Genomic DNA, 21,263 nt, shown 5'->3' on the forward strand with positions numbered 1-21,263 from the left:
GTTCCTTATCGAGTAATCATGTCATCACGATGAACAGCGACCGGGCCATATTCATAGCCCAGAATCGCATCGATTTGTTGAGAGTGGTGACCGGCTATCCGCCGCAGAGCATCACTGTTATAACGACTGACGCCATGAGCGATATCACGCCCTTGCAGGTTACAAATTCTGATGACCTCCCCCCGCGAGAAATTGCCCGTCACGCTTTTGATGCCTTTTGGCAGAAGTGAACTGCCACGTTCCAGCATTGCCGCGGTCGCGCCTTCATCAACCGTAATTTCGCCTGCCGGCGGCGCGCCGAAGATCCAACGTTTGCGGTTCTCCAGCGGCGAGGCTTGCGCATGAAAACGGGTGCCGACGGAAATCCCCTCCATCACATCGCCGATCACGCCCGGTTTACTGCCTGAGGCAATAATCGTATCAATACCCGCGCGACAGGCCACGTCTGCCGCCTGAAGCTTAGTGCTCATACCACCGGTCCCCAGTCCGGAAACGCTGTCTCCCGCGATAGAGCGCAGCGCATCGTCAACGCCATACACATCTTTGATAAGCTCCGCCTGCGGATTGCTACGCGGATCGGCGGTAAATAATCCTTGCTGATCGGTCAGCAGCAGCAGTTTATCCGCGCCTGCCAGGATCGCCGCCAGCGCGGAGAGGTTATCGTTATCGCCCACTTTAATTTCCGCTGTCGCAACGGCATCATTTTCATTGATAACCGGCACAATATGGTTATCCAGTAATGCACGTAGCGTATCGCGGGCGTTCAGAAAGCGCTCTCTGTCTTCCATATCCGCACGCGTCAACAGCATCTGCCCGATATGGATACCGTAAATTGAAAACAACTGCTCCCACAGTTGAATCAGACGGCTTTGCCCTACCGCCGCCAGAAGCTGTTTAGAGGCAATTGTTGCCGGCAGTTCCGGGTAGCCGAGATGTTCACGTCCGGCGGCAATCGCGCCAGAGGTAACAATAACAATACGATGTCCCGCGGCGTGTAGCTGCGCGCACTGGCGGACAAGTTCTACGATATGGGCACGGTTCAGGCGGCGCGATCCGCCTGTTAGCACGCTGGTGCCGAGTTTTACGACCAGCGTCTGGCTGTCACTCATGATTCTCTGCCGTTCAAAATAAGAAATAAAGACCAAATGAACGTTTTAGCAGGACTGGCTCCGGTTGCCAACAACCTGTACGCGTAGCGTGAAATTTTGTTGCGCAGGATCAGCAAGCGTAGCGGCAGAATTTGACCATTTTATTACTGCAACAATTAAACATATTTTTTTAAAAAAATTCTCACTTTGTCATAAATCTTTCATTACCGAACGTTAAAAACCTTCCTGTTTTTTACCGGGTTTCCCGACAAATCATAGCGCGTAATTAAAACAGGAATGGAAATGAATAAGAGCACTCTGGCAATAGTGGTGAGTATCATCGCATCAGCATCTGTTCACGCCGCCGAGGTTTACAATAAAAACGGTAATAAGCTTGATGTGTATGGAAAAGTTAAAGCCATGCACTATATGAGCGATTATGACAGCAAAGATGGCGATCAAAGCTACGTTCGTTTTGGTTTTAAAGGCGAAACGCAAATTAACGATCAATTGACCGGCTACGGGCGCTGGGAAGCTGAGTTTGCCGGTAATAAAGCCGAAAGTGATTCGTCCCGGCAAAAAACCCGCCTGGCCTTTGCTGGCCTGAAATTAAAAGCTATCGGTTCTTTTGACTATGGACGTAACCTGGGCGCGCTGTACGATGTTGAGGCCTGGACGGATATGTTTCCCGAATTCGGCGGCGACTCTTCCGCTCAGACCGATAATTTTATGACTAAACGCGCCAGCGGGCTGGCGACTTACCGCAATACCGATTTCTTCGGCATCGTTGATGGACTGGATCTTACCTTACAGTATCAGGGGAAAAACGAAGATCGCGATGTGAAAAAGCAAAACGGCGACGGCTTCGGCACATCCGTGAGCTATGATTTCGGCGGCAGTGATTTTGCCGTCAGCGGCGCTTATACTCTCTCCGATCGCACCAGGGAGCAAAATCTGCAGCGCCGCGGTACGGGCGATAAAGCCGAAGCATGGGCTACGGGTGTAAAGTATGACGCGAATGATATTTATATTGCGACCTTCTATTCAGAAACCCGCAACATGGCGCCAGTTTCCGGCGGATTTGCCAATAAAACCCAAAATTTCGAAGCAGTTATCCAGTATCAGTTTGATTTTGGTCTGCGTCCGTCATTAGGCTATGTGCTGTCAAAAGGCAAAGATATTGAGGGCGTCGGCAGTGAGGATTTGGTGAATTACATTGACGTTGGCGCAACCTATTACTTCAACAAAAATATGTCCGCGTTTGTAGATTACAAAATCAATCAGCTTGATAGCGATAACACGTTAGGCATTAATGACGATGATATTGTGGCAATAGGGTTGACCTACCAGTTCTGATAAGTCGCATTGTGCCTGATGGCGCTGCACCATCAGGCATGGCAGCAGGGTTATGCCGACAGTTTTACCGGCTCGTCGTTGAAATCGTCAGACGGCTCCAGCGCCAGCTCCATAGAAATCAGCAGGTCGCGTAGCTTTTCATGAAACTCGCGTAGCGTGTATTCCAGTCGCTCCACCACTTCGGTTTCGTTAATCGGCACTGCGGTCCAGTTGCCCTCTTTATCAAACAAACCAAACTGATAACGATAAGTGAAGCGTTTCTCTTGTGCTTCCAGCTCCATCCACCAGCCCCAAAATTCACGCTTCTCTGGCGCGGGCTTCACGTTGACGCAAACTGCCAGGCAATCGAAAAAAAAACGATTGTCTTCGCACTGCCCTTCCCGGATATAGGGGCCAAGCGCGGTAAATTTCTTGATCAATCTACTTTTCGGGTGTCCACTCGGTAACGTCATTGCGATCTCCTTTAATGAAGCAACTGTTTTACCAAATCAATAGAATTTATCAATCTATTAACACAATCTATGATTGATCCAGTCGGTAATTTCTTGCAGCGCGTGGTCAAAATTGCGGTACACCGGGTTAAAAGGGATCTCTATCAGCTTACCGTCTGAAGATGATGTTGTAATTAAGCGAGACTCTTCTTCCGGGCTGAAAGGATCGTTTTTCCAGAAGCCGGAAAGCATTGGCGTAGGACAACGTCTGCCCAGTAGCCCCTGTACTTTCAACGAATAGCGATTGAGCTCCACACGCAGCGCCTCATCCGAAGCATCATGCATACCCAGACGGCTGGCCAGCACATCCAGATACATCTCCGGCACCGTGCTCTGTCGTTGCGGATCGCTAAGTAGCGCATGGACCACCGGCCCCAGGCAAGCCACCGCTTTCAAACGCGGCGCTTCCAGATAGGCCAGACGCACCGCAACGTTGGCGCCAAAACGGAAACCAAACGCCGCAACACGGGTATGATCCACCCAGGGGACATTAGGAAGCGCTTTTAACACATGCTGGTGGAGCAAGCTGGAATCCTGGGTTAATTTCCACTTTGATGAAAATCCAACCGAAGGCATATCAAGCGTTAACATCGCGATACCGCGCGGCGCGAAATAGCGTTCATACAGGGTGTAATAGTCGGTTTGCATGGCGTCCAGGCCGCCGCACATGAGCACCGTCGGAAACGGGCCATCCCCTTTCGGCATATGTAAAAACGCGGTGACAGGCGAACCGCCAGGAACGGCAAATTCCATTTCACGTAACGAGCCTGGCAACCGCTGCGCGGCCTCTTCATAGGCGCGATTCGCCAGCGCCTGCGCCTGCTCCGCCAGCTCATCGCCCTTCAAATGCGGGTAGGCGGCAATGTTATAGAGCGTTGAGGCATGAAGCCAGTAGCGTCCGCTGCGCATGGCGTCCTGTTCCTGACAGGCTTTCTGCTGCCAGTCCATCGCCTGCTTTGCCCACTCATAAATCCAGTTGCCGCCGCGGTAACCGATGACCGTATCGTATAAATCATCATCCGTTCGCTCTGCGTCGCTCATCACAATGCGCGCCTGCACATCAAGAATTTCTCGTGGGTCAACGCCGCGCCAAATCCACATCAGGCGGTTTATCATGCGATACCAATGCGGGACGTTCTTACCGTCCAGCGCGGATTGCATGGGCGGCTGCGACCCACGATTGAACCGACGGACAAGGGTAGACGTTTCAGTATGTTTAAAGCGGGGTTTGAACAGGGTTTCGCTGAGGTTAGCCTGTGTCATTCGTGCAGCCTCCTTGGATACTCATAGAGGCTTATTGTAACCAATAAAACAGCGCCCGGCATTGCCGGGCGCTCTGAAAAGCTGCTGATTAACGACCTGAAATCGGCGGTACAAATACCACACCCATATCCCAGGGCTGTTCAATCCAGGTGTTCTGAGGAATATCAATAACATAATCATCAACCAGCGGACGGCCCGCCGGTTTAGCGAAAATCGTGACGAAATGCGCTTTAGGGTACATTTCGCGAATCGCGACGGCGGTGCCGCCGGTATCGACCAGATCGTCGATGACGATAAAGCCTTCGCCGTCGCCTTCTGCACGTTTCAGCACTTTCAGTTCGCGCTGGTTATCGTGATCGTAGCTGGAGATGCATACGGTATCGACATGACGAATGCCCAATTCACGCGCCAGTAGTGCGCCCGGTACAAGGCCGCCACGACTTACGGCAATAATGCCTTTCCATTGTTCTGAAGGCATGAGGCGGCTCGCCAGTTTGCGTGCGTGAATCTGCAACATGTCCCAGGTGACGACGTATTTTTCGCTCATGTGAAGTGTCCCAGCCTGTTTATCTACGGCTTAAAAAGTGTTCGAGGGGGAAATAGTTGCGCGAGATTATAGAGACCTGACGCGCTAAAAACCAGTGTTTAGCGGAATCCACGCCTCTTTTTGTATGCTTTATACTACCCGCAGGCGGAGAAAGTGGTATTCTCAGTCGCATCTCGTAAGAGTTATCAATTCCGCTAACCCTGTGGCCTGTAAGAACGTTTTTCAGACCACCGCCAAGGAGACTTATCGTGTCTGAACTGTCTCAGTTATCACCACAACCTTTGTGGGATATTTTTGCCAAAATCTGTTCTATTCCTCACCCGTCCTATCACGAAGAGCAACTCGCGGAACATATTGTGAGTTGGGCCAAAGAGAAAGGCCTTTACGTGGATCGCGACCAGGTCGGTAATATTCTGATCCGTAAGCCCGCCACTGCAGGTATGGAAAATCGCAAGCCGGTCGTTTTACAGGCGCATCTGGATATGGTGCCGCAAAAAAATAGCGACACCGTTCACGACTTCACTACAGATCCTATCCAGCCTTATATTGATGGCGAATGGGTTAAAGCGCGCGGTACTACGCTCGGCGCCGACAATGGTATTGGAATGGCTTCTGCGTTAGCGGTACTGGCTGACGATAATGTCGTCCACGGCCCGCTGGAAGTGCTGCTGACCATGACCGAAGAAGCCGGCATGGATGGCGCGTTCGGCCTCCAGTCCGGCTGGTTGCAGGCCGACATCCTGATCAACACCGACTCTGAAGAAGAAGGTGAGATCTATATGGGCTGCGCAGGCGGCATCGATTTTACCTCTAATCTGCCGTTGACCCGTGAAGCTGTACCCGCAGGATTTGCATGCTTTAAGCTAACCCTGAAAGGCCTGAAAGGCGGCCACTCCGGTGGTGAAATTCACCTCGGCCTTGGCAATGCCAACAAATTGCTGGCGCGTTTTCTGGCCGGGCACGCAGAAGAACTGGATCTGCGTCTGATCGATTTCAACGGCGGCACGCTGCGTAACGCGATTCCGCGCGAAGCGTTCGCTACCCTCGCCGTTGCCGCAGACAACGTAGGCGCGCTGAAAACATTAGTGAACGCTTACCAGGATATTCTGAAAAACGAACTGGCGGAAAAAGAGAAAAACCTGACGCTGCAACTCAATGAGGTTGCCAGTGATAAAGCCGCATTGACCGCGCCGTCACGCGATACCTTTGTGCGCCTGCTGAACGCAACGCCGAACGGCGTGATCCGCAATTCAGACGTGGCGAAAGGCGTAGTGGAAACATCGCTGAACGTTGGCGTGGTCACAATGTCTGATGCGAATGTCGAAATTCACTGCCTGATTCGCTCTCTTATCGACAGCGGTAAAGATTATGTGGTGAGTATGCTGGATTCGCTGGGCAAGCTGGCTGGCGCGAAAACCGAAGCAAAAGGCAGCTATCCTGGCTGGCAGCCCGATGCGAACTCGCCGGTCATGCACCTGGTGCGGGAAACCTATCAGCGTCTGTTCAACAAGACACCGAACATCCAGATTATCCACGCCGGCCTGGAATGCGGTCTGTTTAAGAAACCCTATCCGGATATGGACATGGTTTCTATTGGGCCTACCATTACCGGACCTCACTCTCCGGATGAGCAGGTACATATCGAAAGCGTCGGCCACTACTGGACTCTGCTGACCGAATTGCTGAAAGCGATTCCTGCGAAGTAAGAAAGCGCTAAAATGCCCGTCCCATTTCTGGAGCGGGCTATCAATATGGAATATCGGGTATCCATTGCCAGATAAGCTCTCCTGGATGCGCTGAATAGCGCTGCGGCTACACGCGAATAGCCGGACAGCCCTATAACAGCGCCGGTAACACCGAATTATTGTGGCGTAAACGCCATTCCTTTAAATATCCGTAGCGGATTGCCGCGCTCAATCTGATGATGGAACAGACGCCTTTCAGACTTCAACGCCGCACACTCATTTTGCCGTTGCTGTTCCAGCCGCCAGGCAATCAGCAGCCGGGCCAGACGCTTATTCGCATGTTGACTGCGCTCCGACTGAACCTTCACGCTAATCCCGCTCGCCAGGTGCGTGGCCCGCACTGCCGAGTCGGTTTTATTAACGTGCTGCCCACCCGGGCCGGAAGAGCGCAGAGTCTCGAAACGAATCTCATCAGACTGTATGTGTTCGTCGGCGGAAAAGCGCCCAATGCCGACGTACCAGTTTTTTCGCCCATGGTGCGGGCGATACGGGCTGGTACAAATCCACAGTAACGTGCCGCACCAACGTTCACTGAAAGCCATAGCTTTTTCGCCGTCCAGCGAGACCAGCGCGGAACGCAGCGTGTCTGGTAATCGTCCCGGCTCTGTTTCAAGTCGCGTCAACGATACCTTTTCTCTGGCGGCTTCTTTCGTCAGACAATCCAGCGCTTTTTTTACCGCCAGACAACACTCGTCCGGTCCCTGTGCAGAAGAAAGTTGCAGTAAGATCATGCGCTTTTCTCCCCTGAGGTTTTCAGCGTCAGCACCGGACGCAGGCAGGCAACTGGCGTAATCAGTCCGGCGTCTGCCAGACAATCCACAACGCTATCGATGGATTTATACGCCTGCGGCGCTTCCTCATAAATGAGCTGGCGATCGCGGCAAATCACCCGGCTACCCATCCCGGTACGGCAGAGCTGTCGCGGGGTAAATTTTGCCGATAACCGGTCTTTACACTCGGTACGCATCCATTTGCGCCCCGCGCCGTGCGCCAGGGAGAAGAGGCTCTCCTCGCTGACGACGGGTTTCACCAGCCAGCTATAATCGCCGCGCGAGCCGGGGATAATCACCAGTCCCTGCCCATCTGGCGTAGCGCCTTTACGATGCAGCCACCCCGCCTCACCCGCGACAGTACAGGGTTCAACGAAGTTATGCGCCACATCCAGCCGCGGTTCGCCCTCAGCCCTGAGCTGTTGCAGTATCCGGCGGGCAATCAGCGCGCGATTACTGCCGGCAAATGCCAGCGCATCGTCATGTTCTGCAAGATAGCGGCGCGCATCGTCGCTATCTTCCGGCAAACCGTTATGCGAAAACGCCTCCACATGACGGCGCAGGATAGCTTGCCCCAGACCGCGTGAACCACTGTGTACCAGCAGTAATAACTGCGCTTTTTGCAACCCCGACAAAGCGAACGAATCAGCATCGGCGATGCGATCGACCTGTTGCAGCTCGGCAAAATGATTGCCGCCGCCAATGGAACCCAACGCAGAGCGCCACGAATGATGCTGCATTGCGGCGGGGACATTCTCCTCCAGCCACTGCGCGTCCGCCACGTCAGTCAGCGACGCCAGCCGCTTCTCCAGTTTATCGGCGTTATATTTACGCCCTAAAATATCCGTTTGCCATAACGCCATGCCGCAGCCGATATCGTTGCCGACCAGCGCCGGATAAAAGCGTCCACGCGAGAAAAAGGCTGCGCCAATAGGGTAGCCGCGCCCCGGATGCAGATCTGGCATCCCGATAACGCGTTTCATACCGGTTAACTTAGCCGTCGTATATAATTGTTGGATCGCGGAATCTTCGATCCACAGGTTATCTGATGCGATAGAAAATACCACATCTGATAAAGGACGAATATAATTGCCCATATACCATTCCATATATGAATTAAAAAATCAGGAAATGGCAGACTAATCCAGGGCAATAAAAGAAAATTAATCCTGGAAAGGTCTGCAAAGTGCGTTCAGAGAATAAAGTGTCATGATGAACCTCCTTTGCAGTTATTGAGAATGAGAAAACGTGGGTATAGTAATACTGAAATTTAGATGGCGCAATCGTAATAGTGATAAAATATTAATGGCCTGACTTATAACCCTAACACCAACTGTCGTTCCAACTGAGGGTCGAGCAGCGTTACGTGTAACCCCACCAGCCGTACGCCGCGCTCGCCGCGACGCTCGTCCCAGGTTTTACGGGCGGTGGTAATTAAGTCTTCTTTATTTAATTGCGGCCAGACATGTTCCTGAGTGGTTTGCTGAAAATCATTAAATTTTAATTTAACGCCCTGTCGGGCAATCAGTAAATCGGGCTTTACTATAGCCAGACGACGCTCCAGTTCCGGATATAAATGTTCAATAATGGCCTCGCAGTCCGACCATTCATGAATATCCTCCGCCAGAGTACGCTCAACACCTACCGATTTACGCAGCCTTTCGCTGTTAACATCACGCTCGTCAATACCCTGACTACGCTCCCATAATACCCGGCCAAATTTACCGAAGCGTTTGAGAAGCATCGCCAGATCGCACTGTTGAATATCCCCGCAGGTTCTTAACCCCATATTTTCCAGTTTGGCGGCGGAAACTTTCCCCACGCCTGGAATTTTGGCTAACGGCAACGTTTTAAGAAAGCCGGGTACATCGGCTGGCGTAATAACATATTGTCCGTTCGGTTTATTGAGATCGGAGGCAATCTTCGCCAGAAATTTCACTGGCGCAACGCCGGCGGAGGCGGTGAGTTGCAGTTCATTGAAAATAGTCTGACGAATCTCCCTGGCTATCAGCGTCGCCGAACCATAACAGTGCGGGCTGTCAGTCACATCCAGCCAGGCTTCATCCAGCGAGAGCGGTTCAATCAGTGAAGTGTAGCGGGAAAAGATGTCACGTACATGCCGCGAAGCCTCTTTATAGGCGTCAAAGCGGCCAGGCAATAAGGTGAGATGGGGGCACAGCTTTAGCGCCATGGCGGTCGGCATCGCGCTACGTACGCCAAACTGGCGCGCAGGATAGTTGGCGGTACTGATAACACCTCTTCGCTCACGACTCCCGCCAATGGCAATGGGAATATCGCGTAACGCCGGATTATCACGCATCTCTACCGCGGCAAAAAAACAGTCCATATCAACATGTATGATTTTGCGCATCGCTCGCCCCCATAATACTGTTTAAGTGTACAGTATGTTTTATTGCGCGCAAAGAGACATTCGCGTTAAAAATGCGACATATTCGAAGGTATGACGACGAAAGCGGCGGGAAAATTGTAAACGTACACACGGGGACTTGCGAAAAACTGCCGTGGTGCTAATGTGAGCGCTCCAAATCCAGATTACTCCGATTTGGGGACTCTTTTGCCGTTCTGGCGTGTGTAACCGTTTTATCAAGGAACAAGCAGTATGCGTAAAATCGCATTTTTTCTTGCGATGCTTCTGATGCCGTGCGTCTCATTTGCCGGTTTGCTGAGCAGCAGCAGCCCCGTCACGCCGGTCAGTAAAGAGTATAAGCAGCAGTTAATGGGCTCACCGGTCTATATTCAGATTTTTAAAGAAGAGCGCACCCTTGATCTCTACGTCAAAATGGGTGAGCAATACCAGTTGCTTGATAGCTACAAAATTTGCAACTATTCCGGCGGGTTAGGTCCGAAACGCCGTCAGGGCGATTTTAAAAGTCCGGAAGGGTTTTACAGCGTTCAGCGCAATCAACTCAAGCCAGACAGCCGTTTTTATAAGGCCATCAACATTGGTTTTCCCAATGCCTACGATCGCGCGCATGGCTATGATGGTAAATATCTGATGATTCACGGCGCCTGTGTTTCCGTCGGCTGCTATGCCATGACCGACAGCGGCATTGATGAGATTTTCCAGTTTGTCACCGCCGCGCTGGTCTTTGGTCAGCCGAGCGTGCAGGTGAGTATTTATCCGTTCCGGATGACCGACGCCAATATGCAGCGTCATAAATATTCATATTACAAAGATTTCTGGGCGCAGCTAAAACCCGGCTACGATTATTTTGAACAAACGCATAAGCCGCCAACTGTTTCTATCGTTGATGGGCGTTACGTCGTGAGCAAACCGTTGAGTCACGAAGTCGTTCAGCCACAGCTGGCCTCAAATTATACGCTCTCCGAGGCAAAATAACGCCCATTCGCCTGGCATAATCTTTTGCCAGGTTTCATTCCCCGTTAGCGGCTGGGTAGCAATCACGGTAACCACGTCATTTGGCGTGGTCTGTGAACTGAAATCAATTTCCATATCCTGATCCACCAGCGTGGCTACGCCAAACGGCGCCCGGCGAGTGATCCAGTGCAAATGGGTTGAGCAAAACGCCATCACATATCGCCCATCTGACAGCAGCATGTTAAAAACGCCTTTTTCACGTAATACCGTCGCCAGTGTCGCAATATATTTAAATACCGCCGTCATGTTGCCCGGCGTGCGGGGATAACGCTGCGTTAATTTATGCAATAGCCAGCAAAACGCTTTTTCGCTGTCGGTTTCCCCCACCGGACGAAAATTACCGGTTTCCAGCGACTTATAACCGTTGAGCTGACCGTTATGAGCATAAGTCCAGTTGCGTCCCCATAATTCCCGGGTAAAAGGGTGTGTATTTTCCAGCGCCACTTCACCGCGATTAGCCTGACGGATATGGGCGATAACCGAGCAGGACTTGATCGGGTAATTCTGTACCAGTTTCGCAATCGGCGAATGGTAGCTCGGTTGCGGATCTTTAAACGTGCGACAGCCCTTTCCTTCGTAAAAGGTAATTCCCCAGCCGTCTTTATGCGGCCCGGTTCCGCCGCCACGCAGCACCAGTCCGGTGAAGCTAAAGCAGATATCCGTCGGCACATTGGCGCTCATCCCAAGCAGTTCGCACATACATCACCTACCTTAAAACGGTTAATTGCCTGATAAGACCAGCAAAGCACAGCTCGTAGGCCGGATAAGACGCTTGCGTCGCCATCCGCCACAATGCCCGATGGCGCTTCGCTTATCGGGCCTACACGTTCCAGGCCCGATAAGACCGGCAAATATTATCGGCTTATTTAACCATCTCTTTTTCGATCAACTGAATCAAAATATGAATCACTTTGATATGAATTTCCTGAATACGATCGGCATAACCGAAGTGCGGTACGCGAATTTCAATATCCGCCGTTCCCGCCATTTTGCCGCCGTCTTTGCCGGTCAACGTAATCACTTTCATGCCTTTTTCACGGGCCGCGGCAATCGCTTTAATCACGTTACCAGAGTTACCCGACGTCGAGATCCCTAACAGGACATCGCCTTCGCGCCCTACCGCCTCAACGTAACGAGAGAAAATATAGTCATAGCCAAAATCATTACTGACGCAGGATATATGGCTAACATCAGAAATCGCAATTGCTGGGTAGCCCGGACGATTTTCACGATAACGACCTGTCAGCTCTTCAGCAAAGTGCATCGCATCGCAATGGGAGCCGCCGTTACCGCAGGAAAGTACCTTACCACCCGCTTTAAAACTGTCAGCCAACAGGACCGCCGCGCGCTGAATGGCGTGAATATTGGCGTCATCTTTTAAAAAATTAGCCAGCGTTTCCGCCGCTTCGTTCAGTTCGTTACGAATAAGATCCTGGTACATGAGGATATCCTTCAGCATGAATGTAAATGACAGTATGCAGTGTACCGGATAGCAGTACAGGCGAGAAGCATAAGCCGAATTAACGCCTCACGCTTTTGATTTTTCGTGCCCCCAAAAACGGCAACAATGTGAGCTTTGTTGTAATTATTTTGTAAACACATTGCTAAAAGATTTCACATCCACTACAACCTAATCATCACAAGTGGTCAGACCTCCTACAAGCAAGGGAGCTTTTCGTTATGATGATTTTGAGTATTATCGCTACGGTTGTTCTGCTCGGCGCATTGTTCTATCACCGCGTGAGTTTATTTCTCAGCAGCCTGATTCTGCTCGCCTGGACCGCCGCACTTGGCGTCGCTGGCCTGTGGTCCATCTGGCTGTTGGTTCCTCTGGCCATTATCCTCGTGCCGTTTAACCTCACACCGATGCGAAAATCAATGATTTCCACACCGGTGTTCCGCGGCTTCCGTAAGGTCATGCCGCCGATGTCGCGCACTGAGAAAGAAGCGATTGATGCCGGTACAACCTGGTGGGAAGGCGATCTGTTCCAGGGCAAGCCTGACTGGAAAAAACTGCACAACTATCCGCAACCGCAACTCACTGCCGAAGAGCAAGCGTTTCTCGACGGTCCGGTAGAAGAAGCGTGCCGGATGGCGAACGATTTCCAGATTACCCATGAACTGGCGGATCTGCCGCCGGAACTGTGGGCTTATCTGAAAGAGCATCGTTTTTTTGCGATGATCATTAAAAAAGAGTACGGCGGGCTGGAGTTCTCCGCTTATGCGCAGTCCCGTGTACTGCAAAAACTGTCCGGCGTCTCCGGAATTCTGGCTATCACCGTCGGCGTTCCAAACTCACTCGGCCCTGGCGAGTTGTTGCAGCACTATGGTACGGAAGAGCAGAAGAATCACTATCTGCCGCGACTGGCGCGCGGCCAGGAGATCCCCTGCTTTGCGCTGACCAGCCCGGAAGCAGGTTCTGATGCAGGCGCCATTCCGGATACCGGCGTGGTTTGCATGGGCGAATGGCAGGGCCAGCAGGTGCTGGGTATGCGCCTGACCTGGAACAAGCGTTACATTACGCTGGCGCCGATAGCTACCGTGTTGGGCCTGGCGTTTAAGCTTTCCGATCCGGATAGATTGTTAGGCGGAGAAGAAGAGCTGGGTATTACCTGCGCCCTGATCCCTACCTCAACGCCGGGTGTGGAAATTGGTCGTCGTCACTTCCCGCTTAACGTTCCGTTCCAGAATGGCCCAACCCGCGGTAACGATATTTTCGTGCCTATTGATTATATTATCGGCGGCCCCAAAATGGCCGGACAGGGCTGGCGTATGCTGGTGGAATGTTTGTCGGTAGGACGCGGTATTACCCTGCCGTCCAACTCCACTGGCGGGGTGAAATCCGTCGCGCTGGCAACCGGCGCCTATGCTCACATTCGTCGTCAGTTCAAAATTTCTATCGGCAAGATGGAAGGTATTGAAGAACCGCTGGCGCGTATTGCAGGTAACGCTTATGTGATGGATGCCGCCGCATCGTTAATCACCTACGGCATTATGCTGGGTGAAAAACCGGCGGTACTGTCGGCTATCGTGAAGTACCACTGCACCCACCGCGGCCAGCAGTCCATTATCGACGCGATGGATATCACTGGGGGTAAAGGCATTATGCTGGGCGAGAGCAACTTCCTGGCGCGTGCTTACCAGGGCGCGCCTATCGCGATCACCGTGGAAGGCGCGAATATCCTGACCCGTAGCATGATGATCTTTGGTCAGGGCGCCATTCGCTGCCATCCTTATGTACTGGAAGAGATGGCCGCAGCGCAGAATAATGATGTCAATGCCTTTGATAAACTGTTGTTTAAACATATTGGCCATGTCGGCAGCAATACCGTTCGCAGTTTCTGGCTTGGCCTGACCCGCGGATTAACGAGCCATACGCCAACCGGCGACGCCACGAAGCGTTATTACCAGCATCTGAACCGACTGAGCGCAAACCTGGCCCTGCTGTCCGACGTGTCAATGGCGGTACTGGGCGGCAGCCTGAAACGCCGCGAGCGTATCTCCGCGCGTCTGGGCGATGTGTTGAGTCAGCTTTATCTGGCCTCAGCCGTACTGAAGCGTTACGACGACGAAGGTCGCCACGAAGCTGACCTGCCGCTGGTGCACTGGGGCGTACAGGATGCGCTGTATCGTGCTGAACAAGCGATGGACGATCTGCTGCAGAACTTCCCGAACCGCGTCGTGGCCGGATTGCTCACCGCGATGATCTTCCCGACTGGCCGTCATTATCTGGCGCCGTCTGATAAGCTGGATCACGCCGTGGCGAAGATCCTGCAGGTGCCGAACGCCACACGTTCACGCATTGGGCGCGGTCAGTATCTGACGCCCGCCGAACATAATCCGGTCGGTTTACTGGAAGAAGCTCTGCGTGATGTCATCGCTGCCGACCCTATCCACCAGCGCATCTGCAAAGAACTGGGTAAAAATCTGCCGTTTACTCGTCTGGATGAACTGGCGCGCAATGCGCTGGCGAAAGGGCTTATAGATAAAGATGAAGCCGCCATCCTGGCGAAAGCGGAAGAGAGCCGCCTGCGCAGTATCAACGTTGATGATTTTGAACCTGAAGCGCTGGCGACCAAACCGGTAAAGCTGCCGGAGAAAGTGCGTAAAGTCGAAGCCGCATAATCAGTCTCGCGTCTTTCCTGCCCCGCTTTCGCGGGGCTTTTTCTTGCCGCTTTTTTATTATTGCTCATGCTACAGTGTAAAGACGCTGTTCAGTGAGGAGCTCCGATCGTGTCTGGTTTGAAAATTACTCTGTTGCAACAACCTTTAGTCTGGATGGACGGCCCGGCAAACCTGCGTCATTTTGACAGACAGCTAGAGCTCGTATCTGGCCGGGATGTGATTGTTCTGCCTGAAATGTTTACCACCGGCTTTGCGATGGAGGCCGCTAATAACTCACTTTCGCAAGATAGCGTGATTACGTGGATGCAGGCCAAAGCCCGACAAACTGACGCTCTGATTGCCGGCAGCGCGGCGCTACAAACTGAGCGCGGCGCCGTAAATCGCTTCTTACTGGTTGAACCGGAAGGCAAGGTTCATCTCTATGATAAGCGCCATCTGTTTCGTATGGCGGATGAACATCAACATTATGCCACAGGCGATAAACGCATCATCGTGCAGTGGCGCGGTTGGCGCATTCTGCCGCTGATCTGTTACGATCTGCGCTTTCCGATATGGTCGCGCAACCGCAATGATTACGATCTGGCGCTGTATGTAGCGAACTGGCCCGCGCCGCGCTCGCTACACTGGCAAACATTACTGACAGCGCGCGCTATTGAAAATCAGGCTTATGTCGCAGGCTGCAACCGGGTTGGCACCGATGGCAACGGGTTACATTATCGCGGCGATAGCCGGATCATTAATCCCCAGGGTGATATTATCGCCACCGCCGAACCACACCAGGCGACACGTATCGATGCCGATCTTTCTCTCGTCGCCTTGCAGGACTATCGCGAAAAATTTCCAGCCTGGCGCGATGCCGATCCATTCACCTTGTAAGCAACCTGCCGCTCACCGCGGCGGGATTGTTTCACTCCGTAACTCTCCGTAAAACAAATTCGCGTGGCGTAATGTGGCAGGCAACGTATTCTGACTAAGAGCCTATCCCACCAGGCGTTATTGGCGCAGCCAGTTTGGACACGGACAGCGCGCAAAAACCGGAGCGTACACGTAGTACGTGAGGATTTTGAGCACTGCCCAGGTCCAAAATGGCAAGTAAAATAGCCCTAATGGGATAGGCTCTAAGATAATTGCTCGTCATTCGTGGGTAATAAAAACGGTTAATCACTCCCTTATCAGGATATCTTCATGAAAAACTTTGTACGCACAACTTTACTGGCAGCGACTCTGGCGGGCGTTTCTTTTGGCGCTTTCGCCACCGCTGTCCCCAATCCTCCCCTGCCCGCCCAGGATCCTATTGTCCAGCATCTGAAGCTGACAAACGATCAGATTACCCGGATCAAAAAACTTCACCAACAACTGGAAACCGACGTCAGTCAGATTTCTATGAAGGGAATTAAAGACGGTGCGCTGATAGAGGTGATTAAATCCGGTAAATGGGATGACGCCGCCGTAAAACAGCAGCTTGCAGCCTTCAGTAACATAGAACAACAGGCTCGCTATTATCGGGTTAAATATTATTTTGATTTAAGCAAAGTCTTAACACCAGAACAGCGTCAACAGGTACAACAAGATCTCGCCCAGGCACTTGAGTAAATATTTTTGCCCGTTATTCCGGGATAACGGGCTTTATCCAGGTCGGGTACAAATTCATCTTCATCTTTTTCTTACAACATCGCACCATCTCACACTACCCGTTACATAACATAGAAGTGAAACCGTACGTGGGGCTGGCATACGTTGGGCAATTTGGCGAGGAGATGGATTTCCATACCGACGATTATCGTATTGTTATTTAAAATCTTCATCTCATTTTTTACCCGCTTACAGAAAACCCAGCGTTACAATAGACCGTTTTTTGGGCTTCGTTTATGTAATTGTTATATCACACCCTATACCGTGAAACTTGTCTTTTAGCCCAATATTAAGGCAGGTTCTGAAATGAAAAACTTTTTCGCAGTCTGCATCATTCCCCTTGTGGTAGCCTGGTCCGCTACTGCATCAGCAAAAGAAGGGATCTATATCACCGGGAAAGCGGGGACATCCGTAGTAAATGTCTATGGAATCAACTCAACCTTCAGCCAGGATGAGATAGTCAATGGTCATGCAACGTTACCTGACCGTACCAAAGGCGTTTTTGGCGGCGGGGTTGCTATCGGTTATGACTTTTATGACCCATTCCAGCTTCCAGTACGTTTAGAACTGGATACCACTTTCAGAGGTGAGACGGATGCTAAAGGCGGGCAGGATATTATTGCATTTGGTCAGCCAGTACACATAAATGTAAAAAATCAGGTCCGAATGACCACTTACATGGTTAATGGCTATTATGATTTTCACAATAGTACGGCATTTACACCCTATATCAGCGCAGGCGTTGGCCTCGCTCATGTGAAGCTAAGTAATAACACCATTCCTGTTGGTTTTGGTATTAATGAAACTCTGTCTGCTTCAAAAAATAACTTTGCCTGGGGCGCAGGTATCGGTGCAAAATATGCTGTTACAGATAATATTATGATTGACGCCAGTTATAAATACATTAATGCAGGCAAAGTAAGCATTTCAAAAAATCACTATGCTGGTGATGAACATACCGTTTATGATGCAGACACAAAGGCTGCCTCCAATGACTTCATGCTCGGCATTACTTACGCCTTTTAAACACTATCGGTAAAATAGCTGGTTCTGTGGGTTCCCGAAGGCGCAATGGAGGATATCAGTAATGAATACTCCTGCGCCTTCAGAAAATCGTTGAACAGGTGCAACCTGGCGCCATTTTTCAGTACACTGCAACGTTTCTGGTATGGGCTTAACTTCCGGCTACCCAAAAACAGCCCCGTCCTGTTTCCGGGTATTATCATTTCCGTCAGTCGGCATCATGTTTTGTATTGGGCATCGTCAAAAGACGACTGGCCGGCCAGCCGCATATCTTGATGCCTCAATTCAGTCATCATCATGTGGGTTTAAGTCAGGAACGTGTCAAAACCATTCCAAACGGGTTAATCATCATTCAGAAAATCAATTTGTGGGCGATTATTCCATTTATCTTCAATAAAAGACAGAAAGCGTTGAAATAAAGGAGAATAATACTGACGATGACGCCATACAAGATAAATGGGGAGATCTGGGACCCTCCATTCAGGAAGTATAACTTCAAGTTCATTATTTTTTAAGTATTTGGTGGCAAGCCAGGCCGGAGTCATGAGGTTGATACCCTTTCCTTCTAAAACCAAATTCAGAACACTCAAAAGATTATTGGAAGATAAATGAACATTAACAGCGCCACTAATAGTGTATGATTCATCTTGACGGAAAAGAGTAAGAGGTCCGGAAAGACCATGATTGTGAAGACCCACAATCATGTGATTTTCCAAATCGCCAGGGTGTGAGATCCTGCCATATTTTCTGATATATTTCGGACTCGCACAAAGAACCAACTTTAAAGGGCTTATCTTTCGATACACGAGATCCTCACTTTCGATTATGCCACTTTTAAAAACCAGCTCATCAAACTCCAGGGATTTACTAAAAAAATCGCTACGCTCTCGTGAATCCAGGTAGATTTTTGTATCCGGATAGCTAGCTGTAAATTCCCATATCCACTTATTGGCAAGAAACTCACAGACAATAGCCGGAGCCGAAAATTTTATACTCCCTCTGATAATTTTATCCGGATTTCGCAATTCATCCAGCAAGAACTGAAAGGAAGATGTTATCCTTTTCATGCTTGCATAGGCTGTCTGACCAGCTCCAGTCAGTTCTAAGTGATGTGAATCGCGCCGAAGTAAAGTAACCTCAATAGAATTCTCAAGGCGGCTAAGCGATTTACTGACAGCAGAAATGCTAATATCTAATTCCCGCGCAGCCCGGGAAAGATTCCCTACTTCCGCCACTTTAATAAATATCATCCAGTCTCGCATACCACGATTATTGATCAGTTCCATCATTATCTTCCGTTGATAAAAGAAATTCTTATATTAAAGGAGCTATCAACGACTGACTGATGCCTCATTGTGTGCCTCAATGTCCTTGATATCATCATAATAAAAAATCTATTGGCTGCAAAATAGCATCTGAATCGATCATGATTTTGCATCCATCTCCGGTTACTAATTGAACCTGTTTACCACTCAGTGTAAATATCCTATCTCAGAAGTGATCGTCAAGGTTGTCGCCGAACCAGATACCAATAATAAAGTGGTTCATTGTCATGCGCCCGTTCTGCAAAGGCATTCTCCTTTTCTGTGACGCAGTCTGGAACGCATTAATTGCATCGTTCACCTAACAAAGTATCCCGTGGAAACAAGCAAAACATCGCCAGATTATTCTTACTTGCATACCCCCCACCCGGCTCGATATTATTTGTGAAAGCGGAGGAAACAGAACAGACGGTTTAAATAAGACACTTACTCAAAACACAAACCTATGTGCAGGCTCCTCTCATTTCGTCACGTCGCTGATATCCAGCTTTACTGGCGCCAGGGGAAGATATCTGCGCAAGGCAATAATTCCGGCGCAACAACAACCACTCCCGCTGGGCCTCTGTACATTCAAAATCGCCCATGACCAAAAGCCAGCGGGTAGAAGCTCTGCGCCAGTGACCTGCGGCCTCCAGATTCTGCGCAACCGGGTCTATCACGGCCTCCGGTGTTATCTTATTTCTGCTCAAAATCAGCACCATCATTTGGGATATAGCCTACAACCCCTGCCCGCCGATGATGGGGGAGGATTCGGTATGCAGCACTTTCATCCTGGTCTCCGGCTCAGTCAGCTATCCGACGTGCCCCCTTATGCCGGGCCAGCAGCGAAGAAAATCCGGGCGTGGTGTGATAAAACAGACGACGTTTCAGCCAGCCCACATTCTTTCGCTCCTTTGTGTTGATACGACCAATACGCTGTGAACCGATGACTGGATTGTTCATACGCCTTTCTGTGGTATACAGGTATGTGAACCCCAGCTCTTCAGCCACATGAATATAGTCAGAACAATACCAGCCCTCAGGCCAGCACAGATGCTGACTGCAATAACCCAGCATCTCCCTCATCCGCTTACGACTAAGAAGAATATCGACACGAAGCAAATCCGACGGATTACGGGACACAGGTTTCTGGTCCCAGCGTCGGTGGGTGTGCGTGTGCGAGTGAAACTCAACAAGGCCACTGAGGTGCATCTCCCGGACCTCTGACCAGCGCAGCATGACCTCATCAGCCCGGCCTTGTTTAACCAGCATCTGACACTCATCATGAGAGTACACCGGTTCGCCTGCAGGAATACGGACCGGTCCGTCACTGATCAAACTGGTCACAAGAAAGAGATGCGCATGCAGATTAAACTCCTGCAGCACCGGAAAAACCTGCAACCAGTTATCCAGCCAGCCGCCATCAAAGGTCAGCATGACGCTTTTACGAGGCAATCTTGCACCATGATAAAAAGCTTCCACCTCTGCAGCGGTAACGGTCTTCCAGCCAGATTCAGCCAGCCATTTCATCTGCGCCCGGAACGTACGGGGAGATAAGGTTATCTGTCCGGGTTTATCACTGACATGGTGATACATTAATACCGGTAAATGTCGTGCATAAGACATATGCTTTATTCCTTTATGTAAAAAATAAATTATTTTTACGCCTGAGGGGACAAGAAAAAGCCCCCTAAACATAAAATCTTAAATATCACATATGAATACCTGACAGATAAACAAACCTTATACCAGGGGCTTATAAAGCCCCGCTCACAAAAGAGTGAATCAAACAAATCCACAAAACAGAAAATAATAAAGGCATCAGTGTCTGTTAAATTATTTTACGAAACATAATATTCCTCTCCCTACAAAAAAAGATGAATTTCAGATTTTAAAATCAATCAGCAATTGATTTTTCTGCAATGAAGATTGCTAACCATATTTGCCTTGAGTAAATTTTCAATACATCCTCGAACCTGATATACAGTATTCGCCTTATTCACTGATACAGGTAGTATGAGTGGAACGGATGTCTACGCCTCCTCGTGTGTCAATGCACAGGCCTTAAAATCCAGCGTCCAGGTATCCGCAGGCACTTCCTGATTGCCATCAACGACCACACTGAAACTGGCGTTATCTGCAGCGGTTCTTAAAATGGCGCCACGACCACTCACCGTATCTGGTTGCCACCCCTCGCCCTCCAGGCGAACCTGAATGTGATGGCGGGGATCCTGTTGCCCGCTCAGCAGCAATACGGTAGGCGTGTTACCCGCCTTTTGCTCATCGCTCCATACCCGAAACCCGCTGTGACTGCCGTGATAAGTCACCCAGCCTTGCGCAAGCACCATCCCATCTGGCACGTGCCCAGCCCGAAAGTAAGTCCCTACACGTAGCGTTGTCTGAAGTTTTTCTGCGGCGTTCGCTATCGGCATCAAGCTACTGGCAGCGACCAGTAAGCTTACGCTATAGATAACCGTTTTCACTCGCTGTATTTTCATCCACATTGTTCTCTCCTTCAGAAT

19 protein-coding genes and 2 pseudogenes are annotated in these 21,263 nt (G+C 50.5%); 7 read left to right on the top strand and 14 right to left on the bottom strand.

Features of this window, described 5'->3' with window-relative positions:
• Positions 1–5 precede the first annotated feature (5 nt).
• On the bottom strand, positions 6–1,109 hold the full coding sequence (proB, locus tag ACLD4K_RS04710; RefSeq protein WP_001285275.1) for a glutamate 5-kinase: 1,104 nt from the start codon (positions 1,107–1,109) through the stop codon (positions 6–8).
• 282 nt (positions 1,110–1,391) lie between these two features.
• On the opposite strand from proB, the gene phoE reads away from it, so the two are divergent.
• Positions 1,392–2,444 carry a phosphoporin PhoE gene (phoE, locus tag ACLD4K_RS04715; RefSeq protein WP_411011461.1) on the top strand — a complete coding sequence of 351 codons (1,053 nt, stop codon included), beginning with the start codon at positions 1,392–1,394 and terminating at the stop codon, positions 2,442–2,444.
• 50 nt (positions 2,445–2,494) lie between these two features.
• On the opposite strand, the gene crl is transcribed toward phoE, so the two are convergent.
• From crl to gpt, 3 genes are all read right to left on the bottom strand, one after another.
• A complete protein-coding gene (gene crl, locus ACLD4K_RS04720; RefSeq protein WP_000174693.1) occupies positions 2,495–2,896 on the bottom strand; it encodes a sigma factor-binding protein Crl in 402 nt (133 codons plus the stop codon).
• Positions 2,897–2,953: 57 nt separating this feature from the next.
• Complete coding sequence (gene frsA, locus ACLD4K_RS04725; protein WP_000189586.1) at positions 2,954–4,198, bottom strand: esterase FrsA; 1,245 nt, start codon at positions 4,196–4,198, stop codon at positions 2,954–2,956.
• An 88-nt stretch (positions 4,199–4,286) separates the two neighbouring features.
• Positions 4,287–4,745: a xanthine phosphoribosyltransferase gene (gene gpt / locus ACLD4K_RS04730; RefSeq protein ID WP_001292018.1), complete on the bottom strand. Its 459-nt coding sequence runs from the start codon at positions 4,743–4,745 to the stop codon at positions 4,287–4,289.
• Between the two features lie 248 nt (positions 4,746–4,993).
• On the opposite strand from gpt, the gene pepD reads away from it, so the two are divergent.
• The gene (pepD, locus tag ACLD4K_RS04735) at positions 4,994–6,451 is read left to right on the top strand and encodes a cytosol nonspecific dipeptidase (RefSeq protein WP_001292977.1); all 1,458 of its coding nucleotides are present in this window, start codon (positions 4,994–4,996) and stop codon (positions 6,449–6,451) included.
• 155 nt (positions 6,452–6,606) lie between these two features.
• On the opposite strand, the gene prfH is transcribed toward pepD, so the two are convergent.
• From prfH to dinB, 3 genes are all read right to left on the bottom strand, one after another.
• The gene (gene prfH, locus ACLD4K_RS04740; protein WP_000602086.1) at positions 6,607–7,221 is read right to left on the bottom strand and encodes a peptide chain release factor H; all 615 of its coding nucleotides are present in this window, start codon (positions 7,219–7,221) and stop codon (positions 6,607–6,609) included.
• Positions 7,218–8,357 carry an RNA ligase RtcB family protein gene (locus tag ACLD4K_RS04745; protein ID WP_411011462.1) on the bottom strand — a complete coding sequence of 380 codons (1,140 nt, stop codon included), beginning with the start codon at positions 8,355–8,357 and terminating at the stop codon, positions 7,218–7,220. Before ACLD4K_RS04745 ends, prfH begins: the two co-directional genes overlap by 4 nt.
• Positions 8,358–8,575: 218 nt before the next feature.
• A complete protein-coding gene (dinB, locus tag ACLD4K_RS04750; RefSeq protein ID WP_001226204.1) occupies positions 8,576–9,631 on the bottom strand; it encodes a DNA polymerase IV in 1,056 nt (351 codons plus the stop codon).
• Positions 9,632–9,880: 249 nt separating this feature from the next.
• On the opposite strand from dinB, the gene dpaA reads away from it, so the two are divergent.
• On the top strand, positions 9,881–10,621 hold the full coding sequence (dpaA, locus tag ACLD4K_RS04755) for a peptidoglycan meso-diaminopimelic acid protein amidase (RefSeq protein ID WP_001225658.1): 741 nt from the start codon (positions 9,881–9,883) through the stop codon (positions 10,619–10,621).
• Here dpaA and ACLD4K_RS04760 read toward each other — a convergent pair.
• Together ACLD4K_RS04760 and lpcA are read right to left on the bottom strand one after the other, a co-directional pair.
• A complete protein-coding gene (locus tag ACLD4K_RS04760) occupies positions 10,592–11,359 on the bottom strand; it encodes a class II glutamine amidotransferase (RefSeq protein ID WP_000333377.1) in 768 nt (255 codons plus the stop codon). The two genes, dpaA and ACLD4K_RS04760, sit on opposite strands and share 30 nt — an antisense overlap.
• Before the next feature lie 163 nt (positions 11,360–11,522).
• Complete coding sequence (lpcA, locus tag ACLD4K_RS04765; RefSeq protein WP_000284051.1) at positions 11,523–12,101, bottom strand: D-sedoheptulose 7-phosphate isomerase; 579 nt, start codon at positions 12,099–12,101, stop codon at positions 11,523–11,525.
• Positions 12,102–12,340: 239 nt separating this feature from the next.
• Here lpcA and fadE point away from each other — a divergent pair, with 239 nt between their 5' ends.
• The 4 genes from fadE (at position 12,341) to pagN (ending at position 17,443) form a co-directional block, all read left to right on the top strand.
• Positions 12,341–14,785: an acyl-CoA dehydrogenase FadE gene (fadE, locus tag ACLD4K_RS04770; protein ID WP_411011463.1), complete on the top strand. Its 2,445-nt coding sequence runs from the start codon at positions 12,341–12,343 to the stop codon at positions 14,783–14,785.
• Between the two features lie 108 nt (positions 14,786–14,893).
• A complete protein-coding gene (locus ACLD4K_RS04775) occupies positions 14,894–15,661 on the top strand; it encodes an amidohydrolase (RefSeq protein ID WP_411011464.1) in 768 nt (255 codons plus the stop codon).
• A 309-nt stretch (positions 15,662–15,970) separates the two neighbouring features.
• The gene (locus ACLD4K_RS04780; protein ID WP_000788200.1) at positions 15,971–16,378 is read left to right on the top strand and encodes a Spy/CpxP family protein refolding chaperone; all 408 of its coding nucleotides are present in this window, start codon (positions 15,971–15,973) and stop codon (positions 16,376–16,378) included.
• 345 nt (positions 16,379–16,723) lie between these two features.
• On the top strand, positions 16,724–17,443 hold the full coding sequence (gene pagN, locus ACLD4K_RS04785) for an adhesin/invasin protein PagN (protein ID WP_080108822.1): 720 nt from the start codon (positions 16,724–16,726) through the stop codon (positions 17,441–17,443).
• 3 nt (positions 17,444–17,446) lie between these two features.
• Here pagN and ACLD4K_RS04790 read toward each other — a convergent pair.
• The 5 genes and pseudogenes from ACLD4K_RS04790 to afaD all read right to left on the bottom strand — a co-directional run bounded on the left by ACLD4K_RS04790 (position 17,447) and on the right by afaD (position 21,245).
• Positions 17,447–17,662 (bottom strand): annotated as a pseudogene (locus ACLD4K_RS04790) (hypothetical protein).
• 119 nt (positions 17,663–17,781) lie between these two features.
• On the bottom strand, positions 17,782–18,729 hold the full coding sequence (locus ACLD4K_RS04795; protein ID WP_039591231.1) for a LysR family transcriptional regulator: 948 nt from the start codon (positions 18,727–18,729) through the stop codon (positions 17,782–17,784).
• Positions 18,730–19,225: 496 nt separating this feature from the next.
• A pseudogene (locus tag ACLD4K_RS04800) lies at positions 19,226–19,463 on the bottom strand (PerC family transcriptional regulator); the annotation flags it as partial.
• 82 nt (positions 19,464–19,545) lie between these two features.
• Positions 19,546–20,367 carry a polysaccharide deacetylase family protein gene (locus ACLD4K_RS04805; RefSeq protein ID WP_000119391.1) on the bottom strand — a complete coding sequence of 274 codons (822 nt, stop codon included), beginning with the start codon at positions 20,365–20,367 and terminating at the stop codon, positions 19,546–19,548.
• Between the two features lie 407 nt (positions 20,368–20,774).
• The gene (gene afaD, locus ACLD4K_RS04810) at positions 20,775–21,245 is read right to left on the bottom strand and encodes an AfaD family invasin (protein WP_023263009.1); all 471 of its coding nucleotides are present in this window, start codon (positions 21,243–21,245) and stop codon (positions 20,775–20,777) included.
• Positions 21,246–21,263 lie beyond the last annotated feature (18 nt).

Source organism: Salmonella sp. 741265055_HSA (assembly GCF_046569525.1).
Classification (GTDB): domain Bacteria; phylum Pseudomonadota; class Gammaproteobacteria; order Enterobacterales; family Enterobacteriaceae; genus Salmonella; species Salmonella enterica.